Annotated in this window: 11 protein-coding genes and 1 pseudogene; 8 read left to right on the forward strand and 4 right to left on the reverse strand. The window is 73.9% G+C overall.

Annotated elements, in window-relative coordinates; all coding sequences use genetic code 11:
• On the forward strand, window positions 1-1,229 hold a 1,229-nt coding region (locus AC1DT4_RS17835; RefSeq protein WP_477091107.1), incomplete at its 5' end, for a hypothetical protein.
• Here AC1DT4_RS17835 and AC1DT4_RS17840 read toward each other — a convergent pair.
• On the reverse strand, window positions 1,216-1,419 hold the full coding sequence (locus AC1DT4_RS17840; RefSeq protein ID WP_477091108.1) for a hypothetical protein: 204 nt from the start codon (window positions 1,417-1,419) through the stop codon (window positions 1,216-1,218). The genes AC1DT4_RS17835 and AC1DT4_RS17840 overlap by 14 nt on opposite strands.
• A gap of 56 nt (window positions 1,420-1,475) precedes the next feature.
• Here AC1DT4_RS17840 and AC1DT4_RS17845 point away from each other — a divergent pair, with 56 nt between their 5' ends.
• Window positions 1,476-1,910: a MarR family winged helix-turn-helix transcriptional regulator gene (locus AC1DT4_RS17845; protein ID WP_477091109.1), complete on the forward strand. Its 435-nt coding sequence runs from the start codon at window positions 1,476-1,478 to the stop codon at window positions 1,908-1,910.
• Between the two features lie 12 nt (window positions 1,911-1,922).
• Here AC1DT4_RS17845 and AC1DT4_RS17850 read toward each other — a convergent pair whose 3' ends face one another.
• Both AC1DT4_RS17850 and AC1DT4_RS17855 read right to left on the reverse strand, forming a co-directional pair.
• Window positions 1,923-3,077 (reverse strand): PrsW family glutamic-type intramembrane protease, encoded by a 1,155-nt coding sequence (locus AC1DT4_RS17850; protein WP_477091110.1) that lies wholly within the window; start codon window positions 3,075-3,077, stop codon window positions 1,923-1,925.
• Window positions 3,078-3,172: 95 nt separating this feature from the next.
• A complete protein-coding gene (locus AC1DT4_RS17855) occupies window positions 3,173-3,541 on the reverse strand; it encodes a VOC family protein (protein WP_477091111.1) in 369 nt (122 codons plus the stop codon).
• A 105-nt stretch (window positions 3,542-3,646) separates the two neighbouring features.
• Here AC1DT4_RS17855 and AC1DT4_RS17860 point away from each other — a divergent pair, with 105 nt between their 5' ends.
• From AC1DT4_RS17860 to AC1DT4_RS17875, 4 genes are all read left to right on the forward strand, one after another.
• Window positions 3,647-4,423 (forward strand): LLM class F420-dependent oxidoreductase, encoded by a 777-nt coding sequence (locus AC1DT4_RS17860; RefSeq protein WP_477091112.1) that lies wholly within the window; start codon window positions 3,647-3,649, stop codon window positions 4,421-4,423.
• Window positions 4,424-4,454: 31 nt separating this feature from the next.
• Window positions 4,455-6,092, forward strand: coding sequence for a metallophosphoesterase family protein (locus tag AC1DT4_RS17865; RefSeq protein ID WP_477091113.1), 1,638 nt, complete (start codon window positions 4,455-4,457; stop codon window positions 6,090-6,092).
• 105 nt (window positions 6,093-6,197) lie between these two features.
• Window positions 6,198-6,875 (forward strand): metal-dependent transcriptional regulator, encoded by a 678-nt coding sequence (locus tag AC1DT4_RS17870; RefSeq protein WP_477091114.1) that lies wholly within the window; start codon window positions 6,198-6,200, stop codon window positions 6,873-6,875.
• 81 nt (window positions 6,876-6,956) lie between these two features.
• Complete coding sequence (locus AC1DT4_RS17875) at window positions 6,957-8,198, forward strand: MFS transporter (protein ID WP_477091115.1); 1,242 nt, start codon at window positions 6,957-6,959, stop codon at window positions 8,196-8,198.
• Here the strand turns inward: AC1DT4_RS17875 and AC1DT4_RS17880 are convergent.
• A pseudogene (locus AC1DT4_RS17880) lies at window positions 8,136-9,952 on the reverse strand (helicase HerA-like domain-containing protein). The gene AC1DT4_RS17875 and the pseudogene AC1DT4_RS17880 overlap by 63 nt on opposite strands.
• Window positions 9,953-10,208: 256 nt before the next feature.
• Between AC1DT4_RS17880 and leuS the strand changes: the two are divergent.
• The gene (gene leuS / locus AC1DT4_RS17885) at window positions 10,209-13,103 is read left to right on the forward strand and encodes a leucine--tRNA ligase (protein ID WP_477091116.1); all 2,895 of its coding nucleotides are present in this window, start codon (window positions 10,209-10,211) and stop codon (window positions 13,101-13,103) included.
• Window positions 13,104-13,108: 5 nt separating this feature from the next.
• Window positions 13,109-14,074, forward strand: a complete 966-nt coding sequence (locus tag AC1DT4_RS17890) for a DegV family protein (RefSeq protein WP_477091117.1) — start codon at window positions 13,109-13,111, stop codon at window positions 14,072-14,074.
• Window positions 14,075-14,392: the final 318 nt, after the last annotated feature.

A 14,392-nucleotide genomic window follows, 5' to 3' on the forward strand; every position in this document is an offset into this window, starting at 1 on the left:
CGGTCCGCGCCCTGGCGTCGCCCGCGCCGGCCGTGCTCGTCGTCGCCGGCGCCGTCCCGGTCGCGCCGCCCCCGACGCCGTCGCCCACCCCGACGGCGAGCGCGTCACCGACGTCGCCCACCCCGACGACGAGCGCGTCACCGACGCCGACCCCGCCGGCCCTCCCGCGCTCGCGCCCGCCCGGGGCGGTCGGGGGCACGGTCGCCGTCACCGGCGTCGGCGTCGACCCGGTCGCCGCCCTGGCGACGATCCGCGCGGCGGGCGTGCCGGTGCTCGACACCCCGGGCGGCGACCCACGCGCCACGACGCCGGGGGTCCAGGCGATCGCCGCGGCCGCCCMCGACCACACGATCGCGCTCGGCGCGGCGTTCGGCGCGCCGGACCAGCTGGCCCGCCGCGTCGCGACGGCCCGGACGGGCGTGCTCGTCGGCGGCGGCGGCCAGCTGGTGTTCCCGCAGGTCCCGGGCGTGCCGGGCAAGAAGTACGTGGCCCTCTACGGCACGCCGGGCTCGAAGGCGCTCGGCGTGCTGGGGGAGCAGGACGTCCCCGCGACGCTGGCCCGCGCCGTCACCACGGCGACGCCGTACGTCGCGCTCACGGGCGACACGATCGTGCCCGCCGTCGAGATCATCGCCACGATCGCGTCCGGCGGGCCGGGGCCGGACGGCAACTACTCCGACGAGCGCGCCGTGGCCGACCTGCGTCCCCTGGTCGAGGCGGCGGGGGCGGCGGGCATGGCGGTCGTGCTCGACCTGCAGCCTGGCCGCACCGACTTCCTCACCCAGGCCCAGCAGTACGCGGAGCTGCTGGCGCTGCCGTACGTCGGGCTCGCCCTCGACCCCGAGTGGCGCCTGGCACCGGACCAGGTGCACCTCAAGCAGATCGGCTCGGTGAGCGTCGACGAGGTCAACGGCGTCATCGCGTGGCTGGCTGACTTCACGGCGCAGCGCGCGCTCCCGCAGAAGATGCTCGTCCTGCACCAGTTCGCGGGCCGGATGATCGCCGACCGCGCCCGGCTGGACACCTCGCGCGACGAGCTCGCGATCGTCATCCACGTCGACGGCCAGGGGTCGCAGCCGGCGAAGGCCGGCACCTGGAGCTCCCTGCGGGCCGACGCGCCGCCGGTGCACTGGGGCTGGAAGAACTTCTACGACGAGGACGAGCCGATGCTCGACCCGACGCAGACGTACCAGGTCCAGCCGGTCCCGGACCTGGTCAGCTACCAGTAGCGGGACGCTGCACCAGGAACGACCGCCCGCTCGCGTCGACCACGCGCTCGAACCCCTGCTGGAGCTCGGCGTCGCGGGCGCGCTCGTCGTCCGTGAGGGCCTTGTGCGGTCCGCGGATGTTGCCCACCTGCGCGGGGCCCAGGTAGGTGAGCCACCACTCGGTCATGTCGCGGCGACGCTTCTTCGGCACGGGTCCTCCTGACTAGTTCGTGCACTAACTATACGCACCCGACCTACCATGCGGGCATGGATGATCCGCTCGCCGTCGAGGCCCAGGTCTGCCTGACCGTGTCGGCGGCGGCCCGCAGCCTCGTCGCGTTCTACCGGCCGCTGCTCGAGCCGCTCGGGCTCACGCACCCGCAGTACCTCGCGATGCTCGCGCTCTGGCAGTACGGGCGGCTGTCCCTCAAGGAGCTCGCGGCGCTGCTGCACCTCGAGCCCGCCACGGCGTCGCCGCTGGTCAAGCGGCTCGAGGTCATGGGTCTCGTCCGGCGGGAGCGTGCCGCGGACGACGAGCGCGCGCTGGACATCGTCGTGACCGAGGCCGGCCGGGCGATGCGGGCATCGGCCGTCGGGATCCCCGCCGCGATGGTCGACGGGCTGGGCCTGACGTCCGAGCAGATCGAGCAGATCCGCGGTGCTGCCGAACTGCTCATCGCGGCGGCCGCCGACGCGCGCTGAGCGTGCTCGTCATCACCGACCCGCCACGTCCGGCGGCGGAGGCTCCGAGGGCTGCGTGAACGCGGGTGCGTCGTCGGCACCGACCGGGACCGCGCCCAGGTGCTTGGGTGTCCAGCCCGTGCTGACGACCCCGATGAGCTCGGGCGGCGTGGACTTGCGGACCACCGCCTTGAACACGAGGTAGGTCGCGACGAACAGCGCCCAGCGGAACACCTGCAGGAGGAACGAGACCCCCGGGCTGCCGCAGCCCAGCGTCGACGAGGTGTCGTTGGCGGAGTGCACCACCATGACGGCGAGGATCACGCCGACCGCAGCCGGCGTCCCGCGACCGCCGTAGACGCGCCACAGCCGCCAGGCGACCGCGACCGCGATCCCCGTCCACAGCCAGTGCAGCGGCGAGACCGTCCAGATCCGCGCGACCTGGGCCTGGATGACGAGCAACGGCGTCGCCTCGGGCGTGACCGCCCCGCAGAAGTTCGGCCCGCTGGCCGCCGCGGTCTCGTAGGCGTACAGCGTCGTCTCCGTGATCGCGAACCCGAAGCCCGCCGCGATGCCCATGGCGATCCCGGCGCGCGGGTTGCGGTAGCGGCCGACGAGGAAGAGCGCGAGCGGTACCACGAGCTTGGCCAGCTCCTCGGTGAAGCCCACGGTCCTGGTCGCCGTCTGCACGCCGCCGAGGTTCTCGATGATGAGGTCGTTGAGGTTGAGCGCGATCAGCAGGGTCGCCCCGGCGCCGGCGACCGTCCCCGCCAGGACGGACAGGGGTCCGACGACCTCGTCGAGCGCGACCTGCCGGGCCAGGAACCGGTAGAAGCCCGCGCACACCAGGGACATCGCGAGGAAGCTCGTCCAGCCCATCACGGTGACGTCCTCGGACGACGTGTACAGGGCGGAGCCCACGCCGAGGATGACGACCGCCGCGACGAAGAACCACACCCACGCCCCCCAGAAGCGGCCGCGGAAGCGGCGTCCGCGCGGGGCGGCCGTCGGCCCGTCCGCCACCGTCGGGTGCCACGCCTGACCGTCCCACCGCCGGCGGCGCGGCACGGTCGAGGTCGGGTCGGGGTACCAGTCGGCGGCGGGCGAGTCCGCGCGGCGGCGCTCGAGCAGCACGGCGGCGGCGAACCCGGTCACGAGCAGGATCGCGCCCAGCAGGGTCAGTGGCATCGGCATCCTCGGTGTCGCAGCGGCTGTCGCCTACCTGGGTGGTCCGGGTGAGACCACTGTGCGGGAGCCCCGCGCCGCGCGCCACCCCGTCCCGGTCAGCGGCGCACGATCTGCTGCACGGCCCAGCGGTTGCCGTCGGGGTCGGCGAAGAAGGTGAACCGCCCCCAGGGGAACTCGACGACGGGCTCGGCGGCGACGCCCCGGGCGACCAGGTACGCGTAGGTGGCGTCGGCATCGTCCACCACCACCTGCAGGCCCTGCTGCGCGCCGGGCGGCATGGACGTCATGTTCACGTCGAGCACGATCGAGCACGCCGAGCCCGGAGGCGTGAGCTGCACGAACCGCAGGTTCTCGTCGACGGGGACGTCGTGGTCGGCGGTGAACCCGACCTGGTCGACGTAGAACGCCTTGGCGCGGTCGATGTCCGCGACGGGGACGGAGACGAGCTCCAGCTTCATGTCCATGGTGACTCCTTCGTTGTCAGGAGAATCAGCATCCGGCAGGGTCAGGTCAGATCCTGTCCGCTTCTCCGGCGGCTGGATCCGGGAGCCGTCCGTAGGCTCGGGACCATGACGCACCCCTTCCGCATCGGAGTCCAGCTCCAGCCCCAGCACGCCGACTACGCACAGCTCCGCGACGCCGTGAGCCGCGCGGAGGACCTCGGCGTCGACATCATCTTCAACTGGGACCACTTCTTCCCGCTGTCGGGCGACCCGGACGGCAAGCACTTCGAGTGCTGGACGATGCTGGGCGCCTGGGCCGAGCAGACCAGCCGCGTGCAGATCGGCGCGCTGGTCACGTGCAACTCCTACCGCAACCCCGAGCTGTTGGCGGACATGGCGCGGACCGTCGACCACATCAGCGACGGCCGGCTGATCCTCGGCATCGGCGCGGGCTGGTTCGAGAAGGACTACGACCAGTTCGGCTACGAGTTCGGCACGGCCGGCGCGCGGATCGCGGACCTGGCGCAGGCTCTCCCGCGGATCAAGGCGCGCTGGGCGGCCTCCAACCCGGCCCCGACGCGTGAGATCCCGGTGCTCATCGGTGGCGGCGGCGAGCGCAAGACGCTGCGGGTCGTCGCGGAGCACGCGGACGTGTGGCACTCGTTCGGAGATGTCGGCACGCTGACCCGCAAGAGCGCGATCCTCGACGAGCACGGCGCCGACGTCGGCCGCGACACGGGCTCCCTGGTCGAGCGGTCCGTGGGCGTGGGGGCCCCGCCGGCGAAGGTGGCCGACGCCCTCGTCGCCGCCGGTGCGACGCTCTTCACGATCGGCACCAGCGGTCCGGACTACGACCTCTCGCTTGCCGCCGAGTGGGTGGCCTGGCGCGACGCGCAGGCCTGATCGGGCACTTCCCGGCATAGGCTCGGCGGCGATGAGCCACCCGAGCGGCCCGCCACCCGCCGTCGAGCGACGATGGTGGCCGCGCGCCCTCCTGGTGGTCGCCGCGGTGCTCGTCGCCCTCGTGTTCGGCATCACGACCGCGTCGGTCGAGGGCAGCCTCGGCCCGCACGAGGCGCGCTACGACGTGACGACGGACGACACCGTGACGGTCGACCTCGGGCCGCTCGGGACGCTGCAGATCGACTCGCCGCTGCCGCTGACCCTCGGCGTGCGGGTCACGGTGCAGGAGATCCCCGCCTCGGTGACCCAGCTGGACCAGTCGCGCACCCTCCAGGCGCTCAGCGGCGACCTGCAGAGCTATCTGCAGTTCTTCTCGGGTCCGCAGGCGACGCTCGAGGACGTGGCCCGCGCGCTGGTCGAGCAGGCGCTGGCCCGGACCGCCCTGGCGCTCGTCGTCCTGGTCGCCGCGTGGTGGCTCGTGCGGCTGCTGCTGGGCGCGGCGCGCCGCGAGGAGCTCCGGGTCCGGCTCCGCCCGCACCTGCGGTCCGCGGTGGTGGCGGTCGGCGTCGTCGCCCTCGTCGCCACGGTGACCACCTCGAGCCTGGGTCGCCGTGACCAGCCGTCGCCGTCGCGCCCTGCGTCCGCGGTGTTCGACGGGACCCCGCTCGAGGGGGCGCGCGTCACCGGGCGGCTCGGAGGCGTGATCGACACCTACGGCGGTCAGGTCGTCGCCGAGCTGCGCAAGAACGAGAAGTTCTACTCCGAGGCGAACGCGTCGCTGAAGGTCGCGTGGGACGACCGCGAGGAGTCTCTCGACGCGTGGCCCGCACCCGAGCCGAGCGGCACCTCGCCGAGCCCGACGGCAACGGCCGACCCCGCCGACCTCGTCACGGTCGTCCTGGTGTCCGACCTGCACTGCAACGTCGGCATGGCGCCCCTGATCCGCACGCTCGTGCTGCGGTCGAAGGCGGACCTCGTGCTCGACGCGGGCGACACGACGCTCAACGGCACGTCGGTCGAGCAGTACTGCGTGACGACGTTCGCCCGCGCCATCCCGTCCGGGGTGGAGCTGGTCACCTCGCCCGGCAACCACGACTCCCGGCAGACGACGGGTAACTACGCCAAGGCCGGGGCGACCGTGCTGGACGGCTCCGTCGTCGAGGTGGACGGCATGCGGATCCTGGGGGACCGGGACCCGAACGAGACGCGCGTGGGTGCCGGCGGAACGGCGCAGGCGGGCAAGGAGTCGGCGAAGGAGGAGGGCGACCGCCTGGCCGACGTCGCGTGCGACGACCCCGACGGCGTCGACCTGCTGCTCATCCACACCCCTGCCGTCGGGCAGCCCGCGCTCGCGAGCGGCTGCGTCCCCGCGCAGATCTCGGGGCACCTGCACAAGCGGTACGGTCCCGAGCGCGTCGGCCTCGGCATCCGCTACATCAGCTCCAGCACGGCGGGGGCCACGCTCGGCCAGCCGACCGTGGGGCCGCTGAACGGGGTCGCGGAGATGACCGTGCTGCGCTGGGACCCCGACGAGCGGCGGTTCGTCGACTACCAGCTGGTGCAGGTCCGGCCCGACGCCAGCGCGAGCGTGAGCCCCCGGCTGCTCTGGCCGGCGACGCCGGTGGAGCCGACCCTGCCGAGCCCGGGCGGCACCCCGTCACCCGTGTGATCTGGTCCGCACGCACTGGGCAGGTTCTCCAGGCCGTGGTCGGCCGCGTGCTCGCCGTGGCACTGGAGCGTCGACGGCCGGTGAGCGCGCCCTAGTCTGGACGGTGTGAGCACGCCGACGACACCCGAGCTGAGCGCCGTCACGCAGGACTACCTCAAGGTCGTGTGGTCCGCCCGCGAGTGGTCGGAGCAGCCTGTCACCACCAAGATGCTGGCCACGCGCCTGGGGGTCGGGGCGTCGACGGTCTCCGAGACGGTCCGCCGCCTCGCCGAGGCCGGCCTGGTCACGCACCAGCCCTACGGCGCGATCGAGCTCACGGCCGACGGCGAGCGGCACGCGCTGGCTGTCGTCCGGCGCCACCGCCTCATCGAGACGTTCCTCGTCGAGGTGCTGGGCTACGGCTGGGACGAGGTCCACGACGAGGCCGAGGTGCTCGAGCACGCCGTGTCGGACCTGTTCGTCGAGCGGATCTCCGCCCAGCTGGGCCACCCGCGCCGGGACCCGCACGGCGACCCGATCCCGGGCGCCGACGGCTCGTTCGACCCGCCGGCGGCGAGCGTGCTCTGGGACGTGGAGCCGGGGGAGTGGGCCGTGGCCCGCATCTCCGATGCCGACCCGGGCCTGCTGCGCTACCTGGAGTCGGTCGACCTGCTGCTCGACGCCGCGGTGACCGTCGTCGAGCGCCGCACGGTCGCGGGCGTGATCTCCGTGCGCGTCGGTGCGCGGACCGTGGATCTGGGCGAGGTCGCGGCGCGGGCGATCTGGCTCGTCCCGACCGCCTGACGTACGCTGGGCGCCATCCACCGGAGCTGACGACGGCGTACTCCGCACCGATATCGAATCGATTCGTTCGGAGGGCCGTCGTTGGTCACGCTCACGCCCGCGCGCTCGCGCGCCGCGCTGTTCGCCCTCGCGCTCGGCGGGTTCGGCATCGGCACCACCGAGTTCGCGACGATGGGCCTGCTGCCGGAGATCGCCGCGGACCTCGACGTCTCCATCCCGACCGCGGGCAACGCCATCACGGCGTACGCGCTCGGCGTGGTCGTCGGCGCTCCCACGCTCGCCGCGCTCGGCGCCCGGCTCGACCGTCGTCGGCTCCTGCTGCTGCTCATGGTGGCGTTCACCGTGGGCAACGTGCTCTCCGCGTTCGCGCCGACCATGGGCTGGCTGGTCCTGGCGCGGTTCCTCGCCGGGCTGCCGCACGGCGCGTTCTTCGGCGTCGGCGCGGTGATGGGCACCGCCGTCGTCGGTCCGGAACGGCGCGGGCGCGCGGTCGCCGCGATGATGGCCGGCCTAACCGTCGCGTGCGCCGTCGGGGTGCCGCTGACCGCGATCGTCGGGCACGCCGTCGGCTGGCGCTGGGCGTTCGTCGGTGTCGGTGCGCTCGGCCTCGTGACGCTCGCCGCCCTCTGGGCGTGGACGCCCTCGCTGCCGTCGGCACCGGGCACCACCGTGCGCACCGAGCTCGGCGCGCTGCGCAACCGCCGGCTGTGGATCGCGTTCGGCGCCGGCGCGGTCGGGTTCGGCGGCATGTTCGCGGTCTACTCCTACGTCAAGCCGCTGCTCACCGAGGTGACCGGTCTCGGCGTCGCCCTCGTGCCGCTGGTGCTCGCGCTGTACGGCATCGGCATGACGATCGGCACGGTGGTCGGCGGACGGCTGGCGGACCGGTCGGTGATGGGCACGGTGATCGGCGGCATGGTCGCGACCATCGTCGTGCTCGTCGCGATCGCGCTCGTGGGGTCCTACCCCGTGCCGGCGGTGCTCGCGCTCGTGATGCTCGGCGTGACGTCGCAGGTCCTCGGTCTGTCGCTGCAGACCCGGCTGATGGACGTGTCGCCTGCGGCACCGTCGCTCGGTGCGGCCCTGTGCCACTCCGCGCTCAACCTGGGCAACGCGACCGGCGCGTTCGTCGGCGGCCTGGTCATCGCCGGGGGCTTCGGCTACCTCGCGCCGGCGTGGGTCGGTGCCGGGCTGACCGCGGTCGGGCTCGTCGTCGTGCTGGTGTTCGGGCGGGGTCCGGTTCCTGAGCGGACGCTGCCCTCAGCGCCGGCGGGTGCCGAAGATCGAGCGCGTGATCTCACGCCCGAGCTGAGTTCCCGCTGACCGCAGCAGGCTGTCCAGCGGGCTCGTCCGGCTGGACGACCTGCGGGGCGCCGCCTGCCGGGCCTCCTTCGCCCGGCGCGCGGCCTCGTCCGCGGCCCGCTCCGCCTCCTCGGCCCGCCGGGCCGCGTCCTGCGCCTTCTCGGCCCGGACCGCCAGCAGCTCGTAGGCCGACTCCCGGTCGACGGCGACCGCATACCGGGCCGACAGCGGCGACGCCGCGACCGCCGCCGCCAGGTCGGTCGCCGGCATCGGCTCCATCGACGACTGCGGCGCGCGCAGCCGCGTCCACGCGACCGGCGTCGGGGTGCCGCGCTCCGACTGCACGGTGACGACCGCCTCGCCGGTGCCCAGCGACTGCAGCAGCTGCTCGAGGTCGTACGGCGACCTCGGGAACGTGCGCGCCGCCGCCCGCAGCGCCGTGGCGTCGTCCGGCGTGAACGCCCGCAGCGCGTGCTGCACCCGGTTGCCCAGCTGACCCAGCACGTCGGCCGGCACGTCCTTCGGGCTCTGGGTCACGAAGAAGACGCCGACGCCCTTCGACCGGATCAGCCGGACCGTCTGCGTGACCTGCGTGAGGAAGTCCGCCGACGCCCCGGTGAACAGCAGGTGCGCCTCGTCGAAGAAGAACACGAGCCGGGGCTTGTCGGGGTCGCCCACCTCCGGCAGCTCCTGGAACAGCTCCGCCAGCAGCCACATGAGGAACGTGGAGAACAGCGCGGGTCGGTCCTGCACGGCCGGCAGCTCCAGGGCGCTGATCACGCCGCGACCGCCGGGTGCGGTCCGCAGCAGCTCGGACACGTCGAACGCCGGCTCGCCGAAGAAGGCGTCGGCGCCCTGCGCCTGCAGGGCGACGATCTCGCGCAGGATGACCCCGGCGGTCGCCGCCGACAGCCCGCCGATGCCCTTGAGCTGCGGCTTGCCCTCGTCGCTGATCAGGTACGCGATCGTGGCCTGCAGGTCCTTGAGGTCGAGCAGCGCGAGCCCCTGCGTGTCGGCCCAGTGCATGAGCAGGCCGAGGCTGGACTCCTGCGTGGCATTGAGCCCGAGCACCTTGCCCAGCAGCAGCGGACCGAAGTCGGTGACGGTGGTGCGGACCGGGGTGCCCTGGCCGAGCCCGCCGAGGCTGAGGAACTCGACGGTCGACGACGTCGAGACCCAGTCCTGGCCCAGGCTCGCCGTGCGGGCCAGCAGCTTCTCGCTCGGCGTGCCGGGCACGGCGAGCCGGAGAGGTCGCCCTTGATGTCCGCGACGAACACCGGCACGCCCGCGGCGGACAGCCCCTCGGCCAGCACCTGCAGCGTCTTGGTCTTGCCCGTGCCGGTGGCACCGGCCACCAGCCCGTGGCGGTTCATCATGCCCAGCGGGATGCCGACGACCGCGCCGGGCACCGCGACGTCGTCCTCGACCAGGGCCCCCAGCGGCAGCATCGGGCCGGCGAAGGTGTAGCCGGCGACGATCTCGGCGGCGTGCGCCGAGAGCGGGGCTGCCGACGAGGCCGGTGACGTGGCCGGCGGTACCGCAGCCGGTGGCGTTGCCGACGAGTCCGGTGGCTCGGGCGGCGGCGTCGCGGCCGGCGGTGGCGTCGTGGCCGGTGGCGTCGTCGCGGCTGCCGCCGCCTCCGCGGCCTCGAGAGCGGCCGCCGCGGCCAGCGCCTTCGCCTCGGCCGCCTCAGCGGCGGCCTGCGCCGCGGCGGCGCGCAGGGCCGCGAGGTCAGGGGTGGGCGAGGCGGGGGCCGACGCTGGCGTGTCCGACATGTCCGGAGCATACGGCCGGCATCGGCCCTCCTCTCGAGGCGACCGTCGATCGAGCCTCGTGGGCGACCGGCCGCCGCAGGAGGGTGGATGCAGGGATGGGTGCAGGGATGGGTGCAGCATTCGTCGCCCCGGAGCCCACGGATCGCGCACCCATCCCTGCACCGACCGGCCTCGGCCAGCCTCGACCGGCCCCGATCCGCCCCGATCGGCGCACTGCGCGTGCGGGGCGACGACCGCCGGTCGGTAAACTCGCCGGGTGACCTCGCAGGACGCCCCCGCCCCCGCCCCGACCGCCACCGACGACGTGCCCTTCCGCTACACCGCGGAGCTCGCGCGCGAGATCGAGCTGCGCTGGCAGGACGAGTGGGCGGAGCGAGGCACCTTCTTCGCGGCCAACCCCTCGGGCGACCTCACCGACGGGGACGGCAACCACGCCGGCGTCGACCAGCCGGCGTACTTCGTCATGGACATGTTCCCGTACCCCTCGGGCGCGGGCCTGCACATCGGCCACCCGCTGGGGTACATCGCCACGGACGTCGTCGGCCGCTTCCGCCGCATGCAGGGCGACAACGTGCTGCACGCGCTGGCCTTCGACGCGTTCGGCCTGCCCGCCGAGCAGTACGCGGTGCTGACGGGCCAGCACCCGCGCACCACCACCGAGGCGAACATCGAGATCATGCAGCGCCAGCTGCGCCGCCTGGGCCTCGCGCACGACCCGCGCCGCTCGTTCGCGACGATCGACCCGGCGTACGTGCGCTGGACGCAGTGGATCTTCCTGCAGATCTTCGACTCCTGGTACGACGAGACCGCGCCGCGCCCGGACGGCGGCGTCGGCCGGGCGCGCCCGATCGCGGAGCTGGTCGCGGAGTACGACGCCGGGCTGCGCGGCCCCGAGTGGGCGGGTCTGGACGACGTCGAGCGCCGGCGTGTGCTGGACACCCACCGCCTCGCCTACGTCTCCGAGACGCCCGTCAACTGGTGCCCGGGCCTGGGCACGGTGCTGGCCAACGAGGAGGTCACCGCCGACGGCCGGTCCGAGCGCGGCAACTTCCCGGTGTTCCAGCGCAGCCTGCGCCAGTGGAACATGCGCATCACCGCCTACGCCGACCGCCTGATCGACGACCTCGAGCTCATCGACTGGCCCGACAAGGTCAAGGCGATGCAGCGCAACTGGATCGGTCGCTCGTCGGGCGCCCGTGTGCGCTTCGCCGTGCAGGGCGGCGACCAGGTCGAGGTGTTCACCACGCGACCGGACACGCTGTTCGGCGCCACGTTCGTCGTGGTCGCCCCCGAGCACCCGCTCCTGGACGAGGTGCCGACCGCCTGGCCCGACGGCACGAAGGCGAGCTGGACGGGCGGCCACCGCACGCCGGCCGACGCCGTCGCCTCCTACCGCGCCGAGACGGCTGCCAAGACCGCGGTCGAGCGTCAGGCCGACGCGGGCCGCAAGACCGGCGTGTTCACGGGCCACCTGGCCGCGAACCCGGTGAACGGCGACCTGCTGCCGGTGTTCACCGCCGACTACGTCCTCATGGGCTACGGCACCGGCGCCATCATGGCCGTGCCGGGTGGCGACGCGCGCGACTTCGCGTTCGCCGAGGCGTTCGACCTGCCGATCGTCTACACGATCGACGCCCCCGAGGGCACCGAGCCGGGCGCGCGCACCGGCGACGGCGTCGCGATCAACTCCTCGAACGAGGAGATCAGCCTCGACGGGCTGTCCGTGCCCGAGGCGAAGGCCGCGATCACCGACTGGCTGACGGCCAAGGGCGTCGGCGAGGGCACCATCACGTACCGCCTGCGCGACTGGCTGTTCAGCCGCCAGCGCTACTGGGGCGAGCCGTTCCCGATCGTCTACGACGAGCACGACCTGCCGCTGGCCGTCCCCGAGTCCGCCCTGCCGGTGAACCTGCCCGACGTGCCGGACTACTCGCCGCGTACGTTCGACGCCGACGACGCCCACTCCACCCCCGAGCCGCCCCTGGGCCGCAACGAGGACTGGGTGAACGTCACGCTCGACCTGGGCGACGGCCCGAAGCAGTACCGCCGCGACACCAACACGATGCCCAACTGGGCCGGCTCCTGCTGGTACTACCTGCGCTACCTGGACCCGACCAACGACTCGGCGCTGGTGGATCCCGCGCTCGAGCAGTACTGGATGGGACCGGGCCACGGCGAGCAGAAGCCGGGCTCGATCGGCGGCGTCGACCTGTACGTCGGCGGCGTGGAGCACGCCGTGCTGCACCTCCTGTACGCGCGCTTTTGGCACAAGGTGCTGCACGACCTGGGCCACGTCTCCAGCGGCGAGCCGTTCCACAGGCTGTTCAACCAGGGCTACATCCAGGCGTACGCGTACACCGACGCGCGCGGTGCGTACGTCGAGGCGTCCGAGGTGGTCGAGGACGCGTCGGTCGAGTCGGGGTACTCCTGGAAGGGCCAGGAGGTGTTCCGTGAGTACGGCAAGATCGGCAAGTCGCTGAAGAACGCCGTCTCGCCGGACCAGATGTACGCCGACTTCGGAGCCGACACCCTGCGCGTCTACGAGATGTCGATGGGGCCGCTCGACCTGTCCCGCCCGTGGGAGACGCGGGCGGTCGTCGGGTCGCAGCGCTTCCTGCAGCGGCTGTGGCGCAACGTCGTCGACGAGAGCACCGGCGAGACCGTCGTGTCCGACGACGCCCCCTCGGAGGAGACCCTCCGCATCCTGCACCGCGCGATCGCCGACACCACCGCGGACATGGCCGCGATGCGGGTCAACACGGCGATCTCGCGCCTGATCGTCCTGAACAACCACCTGACCACGTTGCCGACGACGCCCCGTGCCGCCGTCGAGGCCCTCGTGCTCATGACCGCCCCGGTCGCGCCGCACGTGGCCGAGGAGCTGTGGTCGCGCCTGGGTCATGAGCGCTCGCTGGCGCACGAGCCCTTCCCGGTGGCCGACCCCGCGTACCTGGTCGAGGACACGGTCACGTGCATCTTCCAGGTGCAGGGCAAGGTCCGCGGCCGTGCCGAGGTGGCGCCCGACGTCTCCGACGACGACCTGCGCGCGCTCGCGCTGGCCGACGCGGGCGTGCAGCGCGCGCTCGACGGCCGCGACATCCGGACGGTCGTCGTCCGGGCGCCCAAGCTCGTCAACGTCGTGCCGGCCTGATCGCCGTGCCCGGCCGTCGCCGGCCCGAGCAGCCGTCGGTCGCCATCGTCACGGACTCGACGGCCTCGTTGCCCGAGGGTGCGGCCGAGCGCTCCGGCATCGGCGTCGTCCCCCTGGACGTCGTGGTCGATGGCGAGCGGCACGTCGAAGGGCTGGACCTGTCCCCGGGCGACCTGCTCGCGGCGCTGACCCGAGGCGCCAGGGTGTCGACGTCGCAGCCGCCCCCGGCCGCCTTCGCCGCGGCCTACGAGCGCGCGGCGGCGTCCGGCGCCCGGGAGATCGTGTCGATCCACCTCTCGGGCGAGCTGTCGGGCACCGTCCGCGCGGCGCAGCTGGCCGCCGAGAGCTCGCCCGTGCCCGTGCACGTGGTCGACTCCGGGGCTGTCGCGATGGCCCTCGGGTTCGCCGTCCTCGACGCCGCACGCTTCTCCGTCGGCCCCGAGCCCGCCGACGCCGCCGCACCGCCCACCGGTCCGCTCGCGGCCGCCCGGGCCTGGTGGCACGCCCGCTCCCGCGGGCCCGAGCCGCGTCTCCCGGGCGGCCACGAGGTCGCCGACCACGCGCGAGCCGTCGCCGCGACGACGCGGGTGTGGTTCCTGGTCGACTCGCTCGACCACCTGCGCCGCGGCGGTCGGCTGAGCGTGCCCGCGACCGCGATCGGCATCGTGCTCGGCCTTCGTCCGATCCTCACGCTGCACGACGGGCGCATCGACGTCCTCGAGAAGGTGCGCACCCGCCGCGCCGCCCGCGAGCGCCTCGTCGCGCTCGCCGTCGCCGACGTCGCACGCCGCCCGTCCGCCCGCGTCGCCGTGCACCACCTCGGCCAGCCCGAGATCGCGGCGACCCTGGCCGCCGAGATCGGCGAGGCCGCGGGGGACCTGCTGATCGAGGCGGAGGTCTGCGAGTCCAGCGCCGTCCTGGCCGCCCACGCCGGCCCCGGCCTGCTCGCGATCGTCGTCGCCGACGGCTGACCGCGTCTCGCCTGCCCACGTCGAGCCGCCCACAGCCCCCGCTCGCCGAGCCCCGCTCGACGACCCGCTCGCACCGCCTCCCGCGCCCCGGTCCCGACCGTAGGTTCACCGGGTGCCACGCCGTGACCGGGATCTGTCGAGAGCCGCCCGGCTGACCGCGCTCACGACCCCGCGCCCGAACCCCGGGCGTCCCCTGGAGCCGCCCCGGACGTTGGCACCGACCCGACCGGTCGAGCCGTCGCCCCGACACCCACCGCCGGCGCCGGCGCCGGATCCAGTCCCCGACTCGCAGACGCATGTCGACGGCCCGGCGCCGAG

It is taken from the genome of Cellulomonas sp. P4_D11 (assembly GCF_056401915.1).

Excerpts from the sequence above, each read along its gene's own strand:
- AC1DT4_RS17845 (WP_477091109.1), top strand. The coding sequence starts at position 1,476 with ATGGATGATCCGCTCGCCGTCGAGGCCCAGGTCTGCCTGACCGTGTCG.
- AC1DT4_RS17865 (WP_477091113.1), top strand. The coding sequence starts at position 4,455 with ATGAGCCACCCGAGCGGCCCGCCACCCGCCGTCGAGCGACGATGGTGG.
- AC1DT4_RS17850 (WP_477091110.1), bottom strand. The coding sequence starts at position 3,077 with ATGCCACTGACCCTGCTGGGCGCGATCCTGCTCGTGACCGGGTTCGCC.
- AC1DT4_RS17860 (WP_477091112.1), top strand. The coding sequence starts at position 3,647 with ATGACGCACCCCTTCCGCATCGGAGTCCAGCTCCAGCCCCAGCACGCC.
- AC1DT4_RS17855 (WP_477091111.1), bottom strand. The coding sequence starts at position 3,541 with ATGGACATGAAGCTGGAGCTCGTCTCCGTCCCCGTCGCGGACATCGAC.